Below are 19,828 nucleotides of genomic sequence, written 5' to 3'. Positions count from 1 at the left end.
ATCTCCGCCTGCCCTGCCCGCTTCCAGTTTTGGAGGCACGGCGGGGAGTCAGGTCAGTAGCGGTGAAGAGCTAGCTAGTGCCAGTGGCTGGTAGAGGCGCCGGTCGGCTGTGCGTGCACAGCACCTGCAGCGCTCCTCAGCCAGCGCCTTGGCGGCGGCTGGGGATCGGTACCACCCGAATGGATCGACGAACCCTGCGCGCGGGCGCGCGGTGCGGCCACGCGCATGCGCGAACCAGTGACGCCGCGCGGCTTGGGCACCGGCATCGAGGCTGCCTGGTTCGCGGGGACATACAAATCGGGACCCGCACGGCGGACGATCACCGCCTTGGCAGACTCACGCCTGGCTGGCGCTGCCAGCGATCTCTTCAGCTCTTCCGCCGGCTCATACCGGACCAGAGGACCGTTTTCGAACTGGTTCGCGAGCAGACGCTCCATGGCGCTGCCATCCTGGCGCGTCATGTTCGGCACATAACGGCTGTACGTCCGAAACAGCATCTCGGTACTGGTGTGACCCAACTGCCGCGCCACGAACTCGGGCGCTTCGCCCGATGCGAGCCACAAGGTGGCTGCGGTGTGCCTCATCTGGTACGGACGACGCAACTCGTAGGCCAGGTGGCGCAGCAACGGGTACCAGACACGGTTGGTGAAGTTGGTGTTGTCCAAGGGCTCACCGAGCAGATTGCAGAACACGTAGTCCGAGCGGCCCAGCGTGATCTCGCGCTGGCGCAGCAGCGCATCGAACACAGGCTGGCTCATCTTGATGTCGCGCTGGCTGCCATCGGTTTTCGTGTAATCGTCCTCTCCAAGCACGTGGGTCTCACGCACCAGGATCAGGCGACTCTCGAAGTCGATGTACTTCCACTTCAGCCCGTTAACCTCGCCCGTGCGCATGCCCGTCAGGAAACGCACCTGGAGATAGTCGCGATAGTCGGGGCGCACCGTTGCAAGGATCATCTGCATCTCGGCCAACGAGAACGGCTGCACATCGGTCTTTCGCACTCGAAGGCGTTTCACGTTCACCACGGGTGAGGTGAAGTCGAAACGGTCGGCCGCCTCTTGCAGAATCTGCTTGAGCGTGCCCATGATCTCGTTGATGCGCTTGGCGGATAGACCGGCCCTGGCACCGCGGCCGGGCTCCTTGGCGAGCGCTGCTCGGAAGGCCAGCACATCGGCCTTGCTGATGGTGCTCACCATCTTCTCGCCGAAGTGCGGGTAGAGACGGCCTTCGATCGTGGACAGCAGCGAGCGGATATGGCTGCGGCGCCATTCGATGCTGTGTTCCTGGACCCACTGTTCAGCGAAAACCTTGAAGGTGGGAGTAACCGGATCGTCCTTGACGTCCGAGGGCGGGGCTGATGGTTTCGGCTGCGTTGATTGTCGGTTGCTCAATCGCGTCGCTGTCGAACTGCCAGGGAAGAACTCAGCGTAGACAAAGGTGCCATTCTTGATGGCGGCCACCAGACGATCCACTACGCCTTGCACCAACTTTCGATGTCGCGGGGTGTCATCCAGCGCGGTCTGCTCGCGGCAACGAACACCCTTGTAGGTGAAATCGATCACGAGCTTGCCCGTCTCTTTGCGCGCAACCAGCTTAGCCATGAACCATCGCTCCGTTTGCCATAGGAATAGCGGACATTCCGATCGGAGCCTCGAGCGATGGCATCCGCATGTCCTGCTCGATTGCCTCCCAGAGGAAGAGAATTTTTCGACCACCAAAGGGGCGAAAGTAGTGGACTCCCTCGATGAGCACGCTGTCCTTAAGGCGCTCGCGAATCGTTCGAACGTCGTACTTGATGCGCTGCGATAGCTCGTCTGTCGTAAGGTATGTTGGCTGAGCCATGAGTCTCTCCTGTAAGATGGATCAATCAAGTGATAAAAATTTTTATCGCCTGATGCATATCTTACGCGGCTCTGCTCATTTTGCAAGTCGTTTGATAATTATTTTTATCGCTTGACGCCAAAACGCATCATGATCAGATTCAAGCTTGGCGAGATGATCGAGAGGAAGCAGTTCGCTGACGGCCACCGGATCAGCATCACCGAGATCGCGACCGCTACTGGTCTCAATCGCATGACCCTCTCGAAAATCTTGAACCAAAAGGGATACGGAACGGGCACCGAGACGATCGACCGCCTTTGCAGCTACTTCGCATGCAAGGTGCAGGACCTCATGGAGCACATCCCTGACGAAACGGACGAGACGCTCCATTCAGCGCCCACTGCCAACTAGAAGTCCTGAATGACCCATGTGTCCCGCCATGAGCCGGTTCACGGCTGACAAGGTCCTGTCGCTCGGTTAGTACCTTGTTGAAGCACCAGATCCGCCCGACATTGACGGGTGGTCGTCCACTAGCGAGGGGAGCGCAATGAGCGACTGGGATTTCCTACATGAGATGCGAGATCGAGGCTACAGCGGTGATGACATCGCGCTGGCAGCCGGCGTCGGCTATGCGCCATGGGAAGAGGTCCACATCAGCAGACAGTGGATCGAAGAAGAACTGAAAGACCAGCCACCGGACCCCGCCAAATCGCTGAAGCCGAAGGAGCGATTCAAGAGCAGAGATGGCTTCCCGTTCTCCATCCTGGAACAGGCCGATATCTTGATGGACCTAGTCGATTGCGCTGACCGCCACTTCGGGAACACGGGCAGGTACCTGCAGGTGTGGGGAGAACTCGGCGAGATCTACGCGGAAGTGAAGTTCGGCCTGCGCCGCCATGGGACCCACCGAGCGGGCTCGGACGGGACCATTAACGGTAGACGTGTCGAGGTGAAGACCATCTCTCCCGAAAAGACCAGCGACGTGGTGGTCGTCAAGCGGCAAGGTGACTTCGAGCAGTTGCTGATCGTTCGTGTTGACAAGAACTTTGCATTTACCGGCAAGCTCTTTGATCGAAATGAGCTGGCTGGAGGCGGGGGAAAGTTTCTCAGAGCCCGGTTGCGCGAAGGGAATGACCAGCTCTGACTGCCGCGCGCTGGACGAGCGCCTGCTTTGCAGCGGCAGCAGTCCTTCGTGACCAGAGTTGGAACGACTGCTTCGGGCTGATGAGTTGCCGCCGACCGACCTGAGTCCGCCTTTCTGATGGGCGTTTTGGGGCGCTGTGACAACCTCTCCAAACGAGGCCTTGCCCAAGTTGTTCATCTTGGTGCGCTTCAGGTCAGCCAGCTGGACCGCCGTCGGAGAAACGGACGGTTACGTCATGAGCTGATGCCCCGGTGGTTCGGCCGAGAGTCTTGGTCGGACCACCTGTCAAACCAGGTCGAGGTCGTTCATCCAGTCCGTAACCACCGAATCTGCAAGCGCGACCAGAAGGCCTTTGCTTTTGTCCGTGGCGCGATCGCGCTGTGCAGCGATACCTTGATCTACGCTGTGCGCACGGTGAGCAGGCCTACTCGAAGCGCAGCGCACTCGCGAAAACGTGTTTCGTCGGCTCGCGGCCATGGAACTCAACCCTGTTGCCGCGCGATTTCTCTTCATGGTCGTAGGCCAGGTTGGGGGGCCCCGACTTAGCCTACCCGTACGTGCCACGCAAAACTAGAGAACCGAGCGCACACCTAGCAACGAAAAAGGCCCACCGCGCGGTGGGCCTTCGAATAGGGTGGGCGAGGTCATCGCCCAGGGTGGTTAGCCGCTGCCTAACCTTCCCACTTTCTGCTCTTTACGAACTGACCGTGGGCGGTGCTACGCGGGCCCCTTCATATATTTAGTGAGCGGGGGGGCTCAAGCACGCTCGGGGCCCATACTACTAGACCTGAAATCTCTTTGCAAGTCCCCTGACGCAACAAAGCGCTATACCTTGCTGAACAGTGTGAGAGCTTGGAAGTCCTGACCCTTCCCGTTGGACCTTAGCATGTTCTTGGCCGCTATGAGTGAAGTGCCGGTAGATACCAGGTCGTCAACGAGCAGGATAGAGGGGTACACAACATTAGCCGTGTTCATTTTAAGCGCCACCGGCCGGATAACTGAACGATAGCGTGTGCTCACATCCTTGAGCGCAAGGACCTCTTGCTTGCTGACAGCCTGGCGGATATTTCCAAGGTTCTTCTTATCTTCATAGGTTTGGGCAATCGAGATGGCATGCTCCAAATCAGCCACCGCCGATTCGACGGACGCCTTGGCGAGCAGCCCATCAACGATGGGAAGGTTGAGCAGCTCACTCAACTGCTGAGCTAGGTGCCTCACAACCGAGTGAGAGGACGGGACACAAACGATCACGGTGTCGTCGGGAAGCTTCAAATGCTGGCTCACGATCTGCCTCCCGATAAGCAGCATCTCACGCACGCTTCGATAGCCTGTTACGAGGCCGTCTTTGCCCTTTAGGGCATAGATCATTGGACAGTTGTCCCCTAACTTGCGTTGTTGCCGGTTACGGCGTTCCTGCGCCGTTGCCTTGAGGCGGGTGAAAATCGAGAAGACGTCGATCTTTCCGTACTGGTTCTCCACGTTGAAGAGCCTAGGATTTCCTGCGAGCGTCGTGACCAGATGCTCGTTCAAGCTGTGGTCGACGAGCACCTTCGTGCCCTTGATTACCAGTCCCAATGTCCCTCCCAGGGTGTCCAGATCGATCTATTTGAGCGACGACGATTGTCGCATCGCCGTGCAGCTCATCCTGCGCGCGCCGCCCCGAGCAGGAATTCCTTGGCGGGGCCTGCCTGCGCGTTTTGGCGATTTTCGCGTCGTGCTAGTGCGTCAAGACCGACAAGGACAGCGGCATCGTCAACGATGCGAACGACTGGGCAGTGGAGACCATGAGCAACCCGCGCTACCCGATGGAGCTATTCCAGCGGGTGGTGACGGTCAGCTTGGAGACGATAAAGCTAGTGCGAGCACTGCCCAAACTGGAAATCGCGTAGGGATAGATGAGGGGCTGGTTGACGGCGGAGCAGTCGGCATCGCGCGACTAACAGGGCCTCGATCCCAATAGCAATACGTGTCAGGTGTCGCCCCAATCGCGGGGTGCCCATGCTTTGTCACCGGTTGAGAGACTCAACAGCGATAACGTGTAGCCATAGTTCTCGCAAACCAGTTTCATTTCTCGTGCAACGGCGTCGCGGTGCGCATGCTCAAACCATGTGTTCAGACTGATCCGTTCGCCATTGCGACAAGCATTGATCGACTCATCCGCCGCGATGGATCCTGATGGAAGTTCGACCACGCGGCCTTTGGTTTTGTAGAAAGCCCCGTTGGACCTGGCTTTATCGGACGAGATGGCCCAGTCCATGAACCCGTCCCTCGACAAGATCAACACGGCGCTCTGCTCAGTTGATCGGATCCAGCGCAGTGCTGCTGCGGTCAAAGACACGCCGAACATGTTCGAAGCGCCGGAAAGGACGTCGAAATCAATGTCCGAGGCCGAAGTGCATGCTCGGAACTGCTTCATCGGCATCAGCAGGTTCGATGCGAAGTCATCGGCTTCGGCTTCGATCGACCTCATCTCTGGACCCCAATGCACCATGTCGGCCTGCGAGCATTGGAACTCCTGCTGTGCAAGGCGGTGAATCAGGTAGTGCCCAAGTTCATGGGCTTGGGTGAACCGGATCCGCCCTTCGGACGTCATCTTGCGGTTGTACAGAAGCGCCCACCCCTGATCCTCCACGTGAAAGAGACCGCCTTCAAACGACGGGATGTCAGCGGCCACGACTTGGAATATGGGATCGGGCCACTTGAGCTCCTTACCCACATAAAGCGCGAGCTGTTCGACATCGACCGGAAACCGCTGCAGGCCAGCTGCCGCAGCGGCGTCAAGCCAATGGGTCAGCCGGATCGCGGCAGTTGCGGGCGTAAAGGGCGCCTCGGGCATGCCGTTCTCAGGAAGGTTTTTTCAGAACGTCCAGGATCTGCCGCAGCTTTTCCTTGGCTTCTGGTTCCAGCTTCGAGTAGCTGCGAAAGAATTCCTTGTCCTTGTTCGATTCCTGGGGGGAGTCGATCGTGTCGTCCAAGAAGAACGAGACATCCTGTCCAAGCACGTCCGCGATTGCCTGCAGCTTCTCGGCCGAGGGCTTCTGCGACTCGCGGTTCTCCAACTCCCAAAGGTAGCTTTTGCTCAGACCGGCTCTGCGGGCTGCTTCTTCCAGCGTCAGGTTCACCTTCGGTGACGTGCGGCACGCTCGAAGTTTCTCGCCAAGCTTTGATGCCATCTCGCGCTCTCCTACTAGACAGCCTACGATTTTATCGCTATTCCGAACTTTCTATGAGCAAATTCCGAGCAAACTGCCTGCCTTAGAAGTTCGCTATACCGAACTTTCTGTTATTCTTTGGCGTGTTGTCGCTTTTGGAGTTGCTGGATGAGTTTGTTGAGGCCTGGAGGTTTGACTGATGACGGCTTGGCTGCGGCTTTGCGTGTCCGGGCGGCGGCGGGCGAGTCACATATCCTTGTGATCGCAAACAAGTTCAGCAGCCGCGTGCTCGTGGGCGCAACTGCGTTGCCGCCCGTGTGGAGCGATCTTGGCGTGGGCGATATCGGTCCAGAAGCGACGAAGACGTTGGAGGCGGTGGCAAAGCGACAGCACCTCCAATGGATCACGACGTCGACGGCTGATGTCGGCAGCCTGGACTGCGCCGCTGCAGGCCCGACGATTCGAGTAGGTCATGCCCATGTGAAGTCCTGGTGTAAAGAGCGAGACAAGATCACTGGGACTTCAGGTCGTCACGGCGAGGTCGATGCTGCGACGCGCTTCGAGGTCGCATCGCTCGCGGGGTGGCGTTGCCAGTTTGATGGTTGCGGGGAGAACCTGCGCCACCACTTCGTGCCTGGTGCCGCAGGGAACTACAGCTACTTCGCGCACATCGTTGCATCGTCGGTAGACGGTCCACGCGGCGACAAGGTGAAATCCCCGCTGCTGGCGAACGACCCGTCGAACATCATGCTGATGTGCGACAAATGCCATCGCCTCATTGATCGTGTTGCTCCCGCCCGATACGACGCCCACCTTCTCAACGAGATGCGTCAGCGCAACGTCGATGAGGTCAGCAAGCTGTTGGACACGCTCCGCTATCCCGCAGCCCAGATGCTGGTCATCGGGGGCAACATTGAAGGCCAGTCTTTCGCTTTCGACGAACGAATCGCGGAAGAGGCGATGTGGTTGCGCCGTCTTCGGACCGGCGGTGGACGTGCAGAATGGTTTTCGCGCAATGGCCCCCATCTTGGCGCATCGAACTCGGACGGCTACTGGCTCAGCCTGTTTTCGTTGCTGAAGAATGACAAGCCGCGCTTGGCCGGCTTGCTGGATGGCACGGCGTACGGCGGGGCGCCCAGACCACCGCTCGCGGTTTTCCCTCTCCACGGCACATCGGTTTTGGTCTTGTCCGGACGCCTCGTCGGAGACTCCAGTTCCGTCCATGTCTTCCAGTTTCATCGTGACCAAGTGAGCGGGCAGCGCGGCGGGCAGTGGGCTTGGCCGGAGGCCGCGCTGGCTCCGCCCAACGACAAGTTCAAGGTCCAAGTTCACCGTCATGCCAAAGGCGGCGAGACAGAGGCTTGCCTGCGGGTCAACCTGACGGCCGCAGTTCCTGCAGCGGATCTTCCGATCCACCTGTTTTCTTCAGGCCAGCACGAGATGCCGACAATCGAAATCACGGTCGGGAGTCCAAGCCACCGCGTCATTGGACACCCCGCCGATCTCGAACTGTTGGGCCGCGCCGTCGATCAAGCGCTGCAGAAGCTCCAGGACGAGTGGCGCGTACGCACGGTGCATTTGGTAGTGGTTGCACCGGTCACTGCCTGCTTCCGTGTCGGGCAAAAGATGCAAGCCCGTCATCACGCCGAGTTCATCTTGTACGAACGCAGGCCAAGCGCCGCATCAGGTGCGCGCGGCGAGTTCGCTAAAACCATTGCGATTTCTCCCACCGATGTGACCCTGTTGTCGACCGGCGAGTCCATTTCAATTGTGTAAGCAGAGTCGGCATAAGGCACTTGATCATGACAACGTACCCGCACCTCCGCCATCTAAAAGCGAATCTCGGCCCCCGTCGCTAAAAAGCAGAACTCAGAGGAAAGAACGACATGAACACGACAGAATCAGACAAGAGCCTCGCAGCGCTTCTCTCCGAACTGGATCTTCCCGATCGCGCCTACGAACTTGCTGAGCGTCGTTACAAGGATCTGGGCGAATGGATCCGGCGACCGGGGTCGTCGTTGGACCCGTACGATGCGCACATCTTTGTTCAAGGTTCGTTTGCATTTGGAACCGCCATCCAACCCGTCGACGAAGACGACGAATACGACCTGGATTTCACCTGCAAACTCCGAAAAGGGATTTCGCGCGACACGCACACCCAAGAGCAGCTCAAGCGTTTGGTCGGCGAAGAGTTGCGCTCTTACCGCGAAGCTCGGCAGATCACGAAGCCGCTGGTAGCGAAGAACAGGTGTTGGCGCCTAGGTTACAAAGACGAGCTAGCGTTCCACATGGACGTTGTGCCCGGAATTCCGGCTGACACAGCTCGGCGATTCGAACTGCAAACTAGAATGGAGCAAGCGGGTGTCGGCTCCGCGCTGGCCATAGAAGCGGCTCGTCGTGCGCTATGGATCACAGACCTTCAGGACTCCGACTTCAACCGCATCAGCCGGGATTGGCCTTCAAGCAACCCGGGGGGCTACCAGCTTTGGTTCCAGGCGCAGATGCGCGGTGCAGAGCAAAAAGGTGTCGTGCGCGCTCAAGTGGACCCACTGCCGGTTTACCGCAGCAAGACGCCGCTTCAACACAGCGTTCAGCTAATGAAAAGACACCGCGACGTGATGTTCAAAGGGCGCTGCGAGATGAAGCCGGCTTCCATCATCATCACGACGATAGCCGCGCGGACCTATAACGCAGGCGAGTCGTTGTCGCAGACTCTCCAGCGGACATTGCACGCCCTTGAAGAGCTTCGTCGATCCGGCACGGATGTGGTGCTGAACCCAATCAACCCCAAGGAGAACTTCGCTGACCGTTGGGCACGTCCTGAACTGCAGCACCTTCGATTGAAAGCCAATTTCCACGCGTGGATCGAACAGGCATCGCGAGATTTCGGCGAGTTTCTTGCTAACTCCCCGAGCCAACGGCTTGTCGAAACTGCGCAAGACGCCTTCCAAGTCAACGCCGCGTCGCGATTTTCCAGAAACATTGGCGCGGCCGCATCGGCGGTTGCCGCGAGTTCGATTCGTACTGTAGCAGCTCAGCCGGCGCCACCTCGCCCGTGGTGCAGCTAGGACATCATGAAGTTCGGCGAGAGTGACGTAAACGCGCTGCTGAACTATTGGCCACGCCTGAGGCGTGCGCCAGTGACGCGAGACGGCTTCGTGTCGATTGTCGGGACCTTGGGGTTCTCGATGGCTCCGGCCGGCTTACCTCTGATCGAGGATAGCTACTCAGTCCGCCTGGAAGTGCCAACGATGACCTCGGCGAACGCGCCTCAAGTATTTGAAACTGGTGGTCGCATCACGCGTCACATCGACAACCATGTCTACACAAATGGCGCGTTGTGCCTGGGTTCGCCATGGATGCTTCGCCGAATCATTGGGACGCCTCCGGATTTGCTGACCTTCGTCAACCAATGCGTCATTCCATTCCTGTATTCGGCATCGTGCCGAGAGAGAAACGGCGGGGACCTTCCCTTTTCTGAGCTGGCCCACGGCAAAGCCGGGCTGCTCGACGACTACGAGCAAATACTCGGTTTGCTAGGGGCGAGCGCGGTGTCGCTCGCTCTGCGCGCAATCAGCCAACGACATCGGGTTGCCAACAAGAACGCATGCCCGTGCGGATGCGGTAGGAGACTGGGGGCGTGTGATTTCCGATGGAAGCTTGCCCGGCTCAGGTCAGACGGAAGTCGTGCCTTCTTTCGCTCCATGGGTAATCACTTCAGAACGGCTTGATAGGGTGAACCGCTTGCAACCTGATAGTGCCAGTGGCGGAAAAGCGCTCAGTCATCTTTGCATAGCGATGGCGACTCAATAACCGGCCTTGGAAATCGTCGCGATTCAAGCGGGTCTTCTTAGTCATAAGCGTTCAAGACTGTCCCTGTCCTACAGCCGGATGTACCCGTCCTCTTCTTTCGCCTGAGCCAGACTCAGCAGATACTGGATAGCTGCATCCACTCTAGCCTCAGCGTCCGCCGGTGTTCTTGCCATCCCCAGCATCTTGCAGGCAGCACGTGCCAAGTCTTGGCGCCTTGAAGAGCCGGCGTGCTCAAGCAGATGTTTTACCAAGACGCCAATTTCCTCCAGCGGCACGTCACTTACATGGCGCTTAGATTGCTCGGTTTCATCCGCCACACGGAAGCTACTCCAGGCCTCCACCTTCGTTCCGGGCGGCCAATAGAATGTCTTGTTACCTTCTGAGGTGCGGATTACATCGCTCGGGACCAACCGCTGCAGCCGTTCCACAATTCTGGGGCCTGTGCGCTTCAGACCCCACGCCCTAGCCACGCGCTCAAAGACCATCGTGTCGGGTAGCGGCCCTTCTTGCGCAATGATGAGTGCGACGTTCTCGCGGAGTCTCGTAGCTGCAGAGCCTTCATAAAACGCGTCTGGTCCTCCGCCACGAATTTCCGCAAGCTTGTATGTTGGAAGCTCCAAGGCAGGCAGCGGCGCATTCACAATTGGAGCCTGTCCGGCAAAAAGCGCCAATTCTTGTTCCTGAGCAGGGTCTGATGACTCTTCTTCATCGACGACCTCGTCCGGTAGTGCCTCTACCTCTTCGGACACCACCATCTCTAGCTTTGCATGGAGCTTTTCAAGCTCTCGCTCTGCAGAGAACCACCAGTCCGTCGACCAGATGCGGTGCAGTTTCCATCCAAGAGTCTCGAGCACGTGCTGCCGCAAACGGTCACGGTCACGCGCGGATGCGGATGAGTGATAGCTAGCGCCGTCGCATTCGATGCCCAAGAGATATCTGCCCGGCGCGCGCGGGTCGACTACTGCCATGTCGATGCGGTACCCAGAACACCCAACTTGGTTATGCACGACCCATCCCTTATCGCGAATCATGTTCGCGACCGCAATCTCAAATGGACTGTCCGGGCCAAGTCCGGTGGGGGAACTGCTCGCCACAAGCGCTCTCGCACCTCCGATGGCGAACTCAAGGTAGTGCTTCAAGTCTTTGACGCCGGCGGCGCGCACCCTCGAAAGGTCGATGTGCTCGGGACGGAGCGTGCTGAAAATAACCACGCCCTCTCGAGCCCGAGAGATGGCCACGTTCAAGCGCCTGTGACCTCCCTCTCCGTTCAGAGGGCCGAAGTTCATCGTCACCTGGCCAGCCGCATCCGGTCCGTACGTGATGGAGAAGAAAATGAGGTCCCGCTCATCCCCCTGCACGTTCTCGAGGTTCTTGACGAACAGCTCCTCATGCTTCACTTCAGCGAGAGCGCGGTCCAGCGCTCCGTTCTCTCGGCGCCTTGCTTCCAAGAGCGTCTCGATGAGGGCCTGCTGCGTCTGGTTGAAGGTGACCACACCAACGGAAGCCTTCCGACCCGGTTTAGTGAAATGTGCTTCGATGGCCTTGACCACCGCATCCGCCTCCGCTCTGTTCGTGCGCGAACCGCCGCGGTCGTAGACGCCCGCCACTGGCTGGAATTTGACGGCAACGTCGGCGGTTACCGGCGATGGGAATGTCACCAGCTCCGAGCCGTAGTACCTCACGTTGCTGAACGTGATGAGACTCTCGTGTTTGCTTCGGTAGTGCCACTTCAGACTGAGCCGGTTCATGCCCGCCCCGAGACACTCATCCAAGATACTTTCAAGATCATCGACTTGGTCATCCGGTGCGGCGCCGTCGCCGCCATCGCTGGACTTCGAGAAGAAGTTGGTTGGCGGCAACTGCTTGGGGTCACCGACAACAACCAGTTGCTTGCCACGGGCAATTACGCCGACGGCATCCCATACTGGAATCTGCGATGCCTCGTCGAACACCACGAGGTCGAATTGCGCGTGCCGAGCGTCAAGGTACTGCGCGACCGAAAGTGGCGACATCAACAAGCACGGTTTGAGCTTGGGCAGAAGGGTCGGGAGACCCTGCACTAGCTGGCGCACAGGCATGTGACGCTTTTGCTTCTGCAGTTCGCGTCGCAAACGTCCCATCTCACTGTCAGCCCCCACCGCCACAGCTGTCGCCGATGGCACACGGGCTGAGAGCTGAGCGACGATGTAGGCCTTGGTGAGCTCTTGGAAGCGCGCGTCCACCTCTCGGAACTCAAGGATCTTGCGCTCGTGGTCAGCACTGGCGAAGTTGCGCAGAATATGGTCGGAGTCGAACGTCCTTTTGAGCCACCAGTTTTGGTAACTGAACTCAAAGTGGGTACCGACGTTGGCGAGCGGAACGGCGCCAGCCTCCACCGTCATCACGACGCCTTGCAAGCCGAGGGCAATGGCTTCATTGCGGACTTTGCGCCACTGGCACCAAGCACGCAGGTCTCCTTTGGATTGTTTCCATCGGTCGATGACAGCCCGCACTCGTTCCAATGCGCCGTCGGCACCGGAAGGCCCGCTTAGATGTTCCACCGGTCGTGCAAGCTCGGTGAGCGCAAGGAGTTTGGCAGTGAAGTCGGCCAATGCATCCCTGTATGCGACAAGGCTTGCGCCTACCATTCCCGCCGGCAGAAGCAGTGCTCTTTGTTCTCCAAGGAGTGGCACGAGACGGGAGTTAATAGCATGGACACCTTCCACTCCGGAAGATTGAGTGTGCGCAAGAGAGCCCAACACCTGCGCATATTTGGCCGCCCACTCGTTGTGCTCCTCCACATCGCCCCACTTTGTGTCGACGCCGGAGAACGATTCTTGAAGAAGCGACTCGGCGTCCGCCTGCATGGAGCGCAGGAACTCGTCCTCGTCGTTGACGGCTGCAAGCGGCTCTAACGCTCTAGTCAGCGCCTCTGGAGTCGGCGGCTTTCCATCGAGGCGTACCGAGGCAAGCTTGCCGAGAATCGAGCGCTTTGAGAACAGGGATTTCGGCCACCAGGCGTTGACCGCCTGGGTCCATTCCGCCTTGAGTTCGATCGAGCGGAATTTCGCAAATTGGGTGGACCATCCGGTTCCGACCTCCTCCCACTTCTGTTGCCTAACTTTTCCATGCGCGACGAGTGATTCGACACGGGAGCGAATCTGCCCGTCGCTAGCCCGCGTCGCCAAGCCGACAGGTACCTTCGGCGCCAACAACAGTACGTCAGCGAGTTGGTCGAGCGCCGCGTAGCACTCCATATTCTGACCAGCGGGTGCAAGCTGTAGAAGCTTGGCCAACGGTTCGTATCGTTGCCTCAAGCTGACGACTGCGGCGTTGACCTGTTCGACAGCATTGAACAGCTCGTCCTGCCAGGTCGGGGACCACTCCGTTTGGTCGACAAGCGCGAGCGGATGGTTCGCAAGGGTAGGCAAAACCTGCCCGAGAGAAGCGATGCGGCGCGCCGTCTCCCTCAATTTCAGCAAGTCGCTGGCCGAGTGCACGCTCGCATCGGCCCACGACATTGGGGACGGTTCAGCGGCCGCGTTAGCAATGCACAGACCCATCGCGTCGAAGGCGGTCAGGCCATTGCCATGCCGTCTATGAAGAGACTCTGCAAATCCGTTGAGTTCTTGCCGAAGTCCGGCCAGCCGCTCAGCTTCGATGCTCCACTGTTCAGTGGTCAGGCGCCCCGGCGCAGCGAGGGCGGCACCAAGTTGTTGGAGCACCTCGGACTTCTTCGCTTTCGACGAGTGCAGCTCGAGACAGAAAGGTCCCAAACCGATTTTGGAAAGGCGCGAGTAAACCACCTCTAGCGCAGCCATCTTCTCGGATACGAAGAGAACGCTTTTCCCCTTGGCCAGACTGTGCGCGATGAGGTTCGTGATGGTCTGGCTCTTGCCCGTGCCAGGCGGGCCTTCCAGCACCAGGTCGCGGCCAGAGTCGACGGCGCAGATTGCCTTGAGCTGAGACGAGTCAGACAGCAGCGGAGCCAGGATGTCCTGCGGCTTGTAGTTCTCATCGAGCCGCTCAAATCGCTCATCGCGGGCCTCGGTGGCAAACGCTTGGCCTGGATTGTCTACGAGGTGGCGAACCACCCGGTTGGCTTTCAATGCTGCGGTGCGGTCTTGCAAGTCCTTCCACATCAAGTACTTGGTGAAGGAGAAAATCCCAAGCCAAGCGCTCTCCTGCACCTCCCAGCCGGGAATCTCACGAACTGCCATCCGGAATGCCTGCAGGATTCGTGCAACATCAACTCCCTTGTCGTCCGCGGGCAAGAGGTCAAGGCCAGGGACGCTCAAGTCAAAGGCCGATTTGAGCAACTGCAGCAGCGTCGGGTTGATAATGGTCTCGTCGTCATGGCGGGTCAGTCGAAATCCGCTTTTGACCGACTGCCGCGTCAGGCTCACTGGAACCAGGATAAGTGGGGCAGTGTGGGCGACTTCCGACCGGTCGGCTTCGCGCCACTTCAACATCCCCAATGCGAGGTAGAGCGTGTTCGCTCCCCCCTCCTCGAATCCCGTACGTGCTGCGCCGAACAAGGCCAGCAAGCCGCCGTCCAAGGCCTCTTGCTGCGCTTGGCCAATGACTTGATGGTTGGCCAGCGACTCCAGCGCCATCTCATCCAATGGCGCTTTGCCAGACCTACCCGTGTGCACTTGCGCAGAACGTGGGTCCAGACCTTCCATCAGGCCGGGCAGCGGCTTGATGCGGAATTCGTGCCCAGAAGCCAAACCATCCTCGAGCGCAGCCAAGTCCGGTGCGACAAGCTGAAGGCTCGCTTTCGTTGGCTTGAAGTTCAACAGCTTGTTGCGCAGCGTCAGGTCAAGAAGCTTGCCCTTCCACTTAGCGAGACGACCTTCAGGGGAGTCGTCTGTGACGAGTTCGATTGGAGCCAGAAAGGCAGGGTCCAGCGGTGGCAGCGGCGGCGTGTCTTCAATGCGCTCAGGCAGTTCAACTTCTGCCACATCCCCGCTATCACGGGCAAGGGTGACTCTGGAAGGCAGCGGCTTGATTTGCACGCCACGGGCCATGTGAACGTCCACGGCGTAGAGGAAAGTGTCTTCCTCCAGGAGATGGCGCGCGCCATGCTCCATTGCCAAGCGCAAAGACGGGCGCAAGCTCTTGTGTTGTGCGACCGCTGTGGTTTCGAAGACGAGGAATTCTCCTGTGTTCACCCGCTTTCGAACCGCGAGAACTTCGTCCGTCAAGGGGAAAGGGAAGGACGCCTGGTGCAACCACACACCTACCCATGCATGCCCCTGCTTCATCAGAATGACCGGGCGCAACCCTGCCTGCTCGAGACAGGACGAGAACAACATGGCCAAGTCCAGGCACGTTGCAACCCGGCCTTCGAGTATGCGGTCGGGGGTGCGAATCTTCTGTCCGTCACTGCCAAACGAGGCCGGGGGTTCAGCGTACTGGAGACTCTCCGCGGCGATGGTGCTGTACAGCGCAGACACCTGCTTCCAGACCACGTCGCGGCTTTTCGATTGGTAGCCGTTCATTGACAGCTCCGGGTGCGTGCTCCGCAGCAATTTAGACGCCTTGCCAATTAGCATGTCTATTGCCGGATTATTCGGCATGGAGAACGCTGCCAGCAACTCGGGCAGGGTCCTCGTGCCAGCCCACTGGTCGTAGGCGAGCACCTCAATTGGCTTAGCCTGACTAGCGAGCTCACGGTCACCCTGCGTCAGGGTCAAGCTGACTGAGGCAGTCATGCCTTCTTGAAGGTCGGCCAGGAAGCTATGGTCTGGCTTCAAGTCGATTGATCCCAGTGTCCGCGTCTCTCCGGGCGCGAGCTTTTGGAACCGCAGCCTTGCGCCTGTAGCGAAGGCGGGGTCACACCGCACCACAAGGTCGACGTCAGTGAGGTCGGCTTCGGATTTGTTGGTGACTCGAACCGTTCTCAGAACCGGTACGGAATTCTGAATCGACGCGTACCCAATGGTGGGTGCCGAATCGAATTCCAAGCAATAGCAAGGTTCCCCAACCCGCTTTTCCTGCGGCAAGCCTTCGAGTTCGTCCATTCGCGCCTCCGTAAGGCAGAAAGTGTACGTAAGAATCTGTTACAGGGATCGAGTGTTAACCGGCATAGCGCGAGCCTCCCCGAACAAAGACGGAGTTCTAGGGAAAAACGCACACGGAGGTGCCACGTCAACTGAAATCGCTTTAGGACCGCTGAGGTACCCAGCACCGTAGCCGAACTTCAATCACGGAACCTTCTGACTGAGCCTTCCCCAATCTTCCGGACCGGTTCTTATCTCAATGCCCTTTCTGGAATCTGTCTCCCATCGCTTGTCGTTTTGCGACAAATCAAATGAAAATTCACACTTGAAGTAGCTGAGTGGGCTCCATCCAATATGGATATCCAGCCCCTAGGGGAATGCGGGGTTGACTAGCCAACCATCCCGGAACCCTTGTCGCACATAGTGCTTGACAGACACAGTCTCACTCAGGGACCGATGCTGACCCGACAGCAGACTCTTGACGTTCAGGCCTGAAGGACTGCAGACGCTGCAGAAAAGTCGCTCGCCTTGTAGAAGGGGAAGGCGCTTCTAGGGGAACAGTCGCCCAAAGGTCGCAAGCCCAATAACCCATCTTTGTGACGACACAGGCCTCGTCACAAGACTCGTCACAAACAAAAAAGCCCTCGTTTCCGAGGGCTTCAATGACAAGCAAGTGCTTGATTTAGTTGGTTGCGGAGGCAAGATTTGAACTTGCGACCTTTGGGTTATGAGCCCAACGAGCTACCAGGCTGCTCCACTCCGCGTCAAGCCTTGTATTCTATCACGCTTTGTCAGCGTCGGCCGCCGGGGCGGCATCTTCTGCACGATCCACCAGTTCGACCAGTGCCATCGGCGCGTTGTCGCCCACGCGGAAACCCATCTTCAGGATGCGGGTGTAGCCACCGGGACGGGCCTTGAAGCGCGGGCCCAGTTCGTTGAACAGCTTCACGACCACATCGCGGTCGCGCAGGCGGTCGAACGCCAGGCGGCGGTTGGCCAGCGTGGGTTCCTTGGCCAGGGTGATCATGGGCTCGACCACGCGGCGCAGCTCTTTGGCCTTGGGCACCGTGGTCTTGATGGCTTCGTGCGTGAGCAGCGAATTCATCATGTTGCGCAGCATGGCGAGGCGGTGCTCGCTGGTGCGGTTGAGTTTGCGAAGTCCGTGTCCGTGACGCATTTTTTCATCCTTTCAGTGTTTTGCCCCCAGCCGTATCAGGTACTGGGAGTTGGTCCGGGTCTGGCCTCCTTGGCCAGACGCTGCGGTCTTTAGTGCTTGTCCAGGCCGGCAGGCGGCCAGTTTTCAAGCTTCATGCCCAAGGTCAGGCCGCGCGAGGCAAGCACTTCCTTGATTTCGTTGAGCGACTTGCGACCCAGGTTGGGGGTCTTGAGCAGCTCGTTCTCGGTGCGCTGGATCAGATCACCGATGTAATAGATGTTCTCGGCCTTGAGGCAGTTGGCCGAGCGCACGGTCAGTTCCAGCTCGTCCACAGGACGCAGCAGGATCGGGTCGAATTGCTGCGAGCTGCGCTGTGCCGGGGCATCGAACGCCGAGAGCTCCACGCCTTCGAGCTGCGCGAACACCGCGAGCTGTTCGACCAGGATCTTGGCCGAGGCGCGAACCGCTTCTTCCGGACCGATGGAGCCATTGGTCTCGATCTCGAGCACCAGCTTGTCCAGGTCGGTGCGCTGCTCGACGCGGGCGCTTTCCACCGTGTAGCTCACGCGCTTGACGGGCGAGAACGAGGCGTCGAGCACGATGCGGCCGATCGAACGCGTCTGGTCGTCGTTGCGGCGCAGGCTGCCCGGCACATAGCCACGGCCCTTTTCCACCTTGATCTGCATGTCCAGCTTGGCGCCGGCAGACAGGGTGGCAATCACGTGCCCGGGGTTGACAATCTCGACGTCGTGCGGCGTCTGGATGTCGGCAGCCGTCACGACACCTTCACCATCCTTGCGCAGACTCAGCGTGACTTCGTCGCGGTTGTGCAGCTTGAACACCACGCCCTTGAGGTTCAAGAGCATGTTGACAACATCTTCCTGCACGCCGTCGATCGACGAGTACTCGTGCACGACACCCGCGATGGTGACTTCGGTCGGCGCGTGGCCGGTCATGGACGACAGCAGAACCCGGCGCAGGGCGTTGCCCAGCGTGTGGCCATAACCACGCTCGAAGGGCTCGAGCGTGACTTTGGCGCGATTGGTCGAGACTTGCTCGACGTTGATGGTCTTGGGCTTCAGCAGATTGTTCAGCATTCAAACTTCCTTCAGGACCCTCGGCTCGTTACACCGATAAGGCAGACGGAGCATGGCCCGACCGCACCACGAGGATGCCGGCCGGGAACGGAATTAACGGGAATACAGTTCGACGATCAGCGATTCGTTGATGTCAGAGCCGAACTCATCGCGGTCGGGCGACTTCTTGAACACGCCTTCGACCTTGTCGGTCGACACATCGACCCAAGCCGGGAAGCCAATCTGCTTGGCCAACTCGAGGGCTTCGATGACGCGGCCTTGTTTCTTCGACTTCTCGCGCACCGCGATCACGTCACCGGCCTTCACCGAGTACGACGGGATGTTGACCGACTGGCCGTTCACCGTGATCGCCTTGTGCGACACGATCTGGCGGGCTTCGGCGCGGGTGGAGGCAAAGCCCATGCGGAACACCACGTTGTCCAGGCGCGCTTCGAGCAGGAACAACAGGTTCGCGCCGGTGTTGCCACGGCGGCGATCGGCTTCGGCGAAGTAGCGGCGGAACTGGCGCTCCAGCACGCCATAGGTGCGCTTGACCTTCTGCTTCTCGCGCAGCTGCACGCCGAAATCGGAGGTGCGCTGGCCCGAGGTGCGGCCGTGCTGGCCAGGCTTGGAGTCGAACTTGGCCTTGTCGCTGATCGAGCGGCGGGCGCTCTTGAGCAACAGGTCGGCGCCTTCACGGCGGGAAAGTTTGGCCTTGGGGCCGAGGTAACGTGCCACGTTGGTTTCCTTGGTTTCTCTGCCGCAACCGGTTGTTGCGGGAGCCATCCCTCAGGGGAGATGGCGGTGGGCTTAGCAAAAATGCCACCGCAGGCGACTGCGGTGGCGCTCGAAAAAAGCCTTCAATTATACCGCGATCAGCGCGGTCGTGCCTCAGATGCGGCGGCGCTTCTGCGGGCGGCAGCCGTTGTGCGGCACCGGGGTCACGTCGGAGATCGAGTTGATGCGGATGCCCAGGGCGCCGAGGGCGCGCACCGAGGATTCGCGGCCAGGGCCGGGACCCTTGATCTCGACATCCAGGTTCTTGATGCCTTGTTCAATGGCGGCGCGGCCAGCCACTTCCGAAGCCACCTGGGCAGCGAAAGGCGTGGATTTGCGCGAGCCCTTGAAGCCCTGGCCACCCGACGAAGCCCAGGACAGTGCGTTGCCCTGGCGGTCGGTGATGGTGATGATCGTGTTGTTGAACGAGGCGTGCACGTGTGCAATGCCGTCGGCAACGTTCTTGCGGACTTTCTTGCGAACGCGGGCGGATGCGCTGCTGGAGGGAGACTTGGCCATGAGGGTCCTTCTAACCGTTTATTTTTTCAGCGACTGGGCGGCCTTGCGGGGACCCTTGCGCGTACGGGCGTTGGTCTTGGTGCGCTGACCACGCAGCGGCAGACCACGGCGGTGGCGGAAGCCACGGTAGCAACCGATGTCCATCAAACGCTTGATGTTCATCGTGGTTTCACGACGCAGGTCACCCTCGATCGTGAACGTACCGACCTGGTCGCGCACTTTTTCGAGTTCCGCGTCGCTCAGATCCTTGATCTTCTTGGCGTAGTCGATGCCGCAGGCTTCGCAGATCTTGCGAGCGCGGGTGCGGCCAATGCCGAAGATTGCCGTCAAGCCGATTTCGGCGTGCTTGTGCGGCGGAATGTTGATGCCTGCAATACGAGCCATGT

At 59.3% G+C, this 19,828-nt stretch carries 16 protein-coding genes and 1 tRNA gene; 5 read left to right on the top strand and 12 right to left on the bottom strand.

All coding sequences use genetic code 11. The features are described 5' to 3' along the window. Positions 1 to 74 precede the first annotated feature (74 nt). Both AC3WPZ_RS05240 and AC3WPZ_RS05235 read right to left on the bottom strand, forming a co-directional pair. Positions 75 to 1,601: an Arm DNA-binding domain-containing protein gene (locus AC3WPZ_RS05240; protein ID WP_492438481.1), complete on the bottom strand. Its 1,527-nt coding sequence runs from the start codon at positions 1,599 to 1,601 to the stop codon at positions 75 to 77. Further along, a complete protein-coding gene (locus tag AC3WPZ_RS05235; RefSeq protein ID WP_492438479.1) occupies positions 1,594 to 1,842 on the bottom strand; it encodes a hypothetical protein in 249 nt (82 codons plus the stop codon). Before AC3WPZ_RS05235 ends, AC3WPZ_RS05240 begins: the two co-directional genes overlap by 8 nt. A gap of 129 nt (positions 1,843 to 1,971) precedes the next feature. On the opposite strand from AC3WPZ_RS05235, the gene AC3WPZ_RS05230 reads away from it, so the two are divergent. Both AC3WPZ_RS05230 and AC3WPZ_RS05225 read left to right on the top strand, forming a co-directional pair. Continuing rightward, positions 1,972 to 2,232: a helix-turn-helix domain-containing protein gene (locus tag AC3WPZ_RS05230; protein ID WP_492438477.1), complete on the top strand. Its 261-nt coding sequence runs from the start codon at positions 1,972 to 1,974 to the stop codon at positions 2,230 to 2,232. 136 nt (positions 2,233 to 2,368) lie between these two features. Next, positions 2,369 to 2,965: a hypothetical protein gene (locus AC3WPZ_RS05225; RefSeq protein ID WP_492438475.1), complete on the top strand. Its 597-nt coding sequence runs from the start codon at positions 2,369 to 2,371 to the stop codon at positions 2,963 to 2,965. 825 nt (positions 2,966 to 3,790) lie between these two features. Here AC3WPZ_RS05225 and AC3WPZ_RS05220 read toward each other — a convergent pair. From AC3WPZ_RS05220 to AC3WPZ_RS05210, 3 genes are all read right to left on the bottom strand, one after another. Then, positions 3,791 to 4,495, bottom strand: coding sequence for a phosphoribosyltransferase (locus AC3WPZ_RS05220; RefSeq protein WP_492438473.1), 705 nt, complete (start codon positions 4,493 to 4,495; stop codon positions 3,791 to 3,793). A 439-nt stretch (positions 4,496 to 4,934) separates the two neighbouring features. Further along, on the bottom strand, positions 4,935 to 5,801 hold the full coding sequence (locus AC3WPZ_RS05215; RefSeq protein ID WP_492438471.1) for an ImmA/IrrE family metallo-endopeptidase: 867 nt from the start codon (positions 5,799 to 5,801) through the stop codon (positions 4,935 to 4,937). A 7-nt stretch (positions 5,802 to 5,808) separates the two neighbouring features. Beyond that, positions 5,809 to 6,138, bottom strand: a complete 330-nt coding sequence (locus AC3WPZ_RS05210; RefSeq protein ID WP_492438469.1) for a helix-turn-helix domain-containing protein — start codon at positions 6,136 to 6,138, stop codon at positions 5,809 to 5,811. A gap of 147 nt (positions 6,139 to 6,285) precedes the next feature. On the opposite strand from AC3WPZ_RS05210, the gene AC3WPZ_RS05205 reads away from it, so the two are divergent. The 3 genes from AC3WPZ_RS05205 (at position 6,286) to AC3WPZ_RS05195 (ending at position 9,848) form a co-directional block, all read left to right on the top strand. Then, complete coding sequence (locus AC3WPZ_RS05205; RefSeq protein WP_492438467.1) at positions 6,286 to 7,893, top strand: SAVED domain-containing protein; 1,608 nt, start codon at positions 6,286 to 6,288, stop codon at positions 7,891 to 7,893. Positions 7,894 to 8,003: 110 nt separating this feature from the next. Continuing rightward, positions 8,004 to 9,185 (top strand): nucleotidyltransferase domain-containing protein, encoded by a 1,182-nt coding sequence (locus tag AC3WPZ_RS05200; RefSeq protein ID WP_492438465.1) that lies wholly within the window; start codon positions 8,004 to 8,006, stop codon positions 9,183 to 9,185. A 6-nt stretch (positions 9,186 to 9,191) separates the two neighbouring features. Next, entirely contained in the window at positions 9,192 to 9,848 is a 657-nt protein-coding gene (locus AC3WPZ_RS05195) for a hypothetical protein (RefSeq protein WP_492438463.1), read from the top strand. Between the two features lie 150 nt (positions 9,849 to 9,998). Here the strand turns inward: AC3WPZ_RS05195 and proA are convergent, their stop codons facing one another. From proA to rpsM, 7 genes are all read right to left on the bottom strand, one after another. Beyond that, positions 9,999 to 15,935: an anti-phage protein ProA gene (gene proA / locus AC3WPZ_RS05190; RefSeq protein WP_492438461.1), complete on the bottom strand. Its 5,937-nt coding sequence runs from the start codon at positions 15,933 to 15,935 to the stop codon at positions 9,999 to 10,001. Positions 15,936 to 16,601: 666 nt separating this feature from the next. Beyond that, positions 16,602 to 16,678: transfer RNA gene (locus AC3WPZ_RS05185), tRNA-Met, on the bottom strand. 17 nt (positions 16,679 to 16,695) lie between these two features. Further along, entirely contained in the window at positions 16,696 to 17,091 is a 396-nt protein-coding gene (gene rplQ / locus AC3WPZ_RS05180) for a 50S ribosomal protein L17 (RefSeq protein ID WP_297396129.1), read from the bottom strand. Between the two features lie 89 nt (positions 17,092 to 17,180). Continuing rightward, entirely contained in the window at positions 17,181 to 18,167 is a 987-nt protein-coding gene (locus AC3WPZ_RS05175) for a DNA-directed RNA polymerase subunit alpha (RefSeq protein WP_297396132.1), read from the bottom strand. Between the two features lie 93 nt (positions 18,168 to 18,260). Next, a complete protein-coding gene (rpsD, locus tag AC3WPZ_RS05170) occupies positions 18,261 to 18,884 on the bottom strand; it encodes a 30S ribosomal protein S4 (protein ID WP_297396134.1) in 624 nt (207 codons plus the stop codon). A gap of 153 nt (positions 18,885 to 19,037) precedes the next feature. Beyond that, entirely contained in the window at positions 19,038 to 19,442 is a 405-nt protein-coding gene (gene rpsK / locus AC3WPZ_RS05165) for a 30S ribosomal protein S11 (protein WP_066267872.1), read from the bottom strand. Between the two features lie 18 nt (positions 19,443 to 19,460). Continuing rightward, the gene (rpsM, locus tag AC3WPZ_RS05160; RefSeq protein WP_137917294.1) at positions 19,461 to 19,826 is read right to left on the bottom strand and encodes a 30S ribosomal protein S13; all 366 of its coding nucleotides are present in this window, start codon (positions 19,824 to 19,826) and stop codon (positions 19,461 to 19,463) included. Positions 19,827 to 19,828: the final 2 nt, after the last annotated feature.

The sequence above is a fragment of the Hydrogenophaga sp. FW305-3-2-15-A-LB1 genome, assembly GCF_058787875.1.
This window is presented reverse-complemented; position numbering and strand designations above follow the sequence as displayed.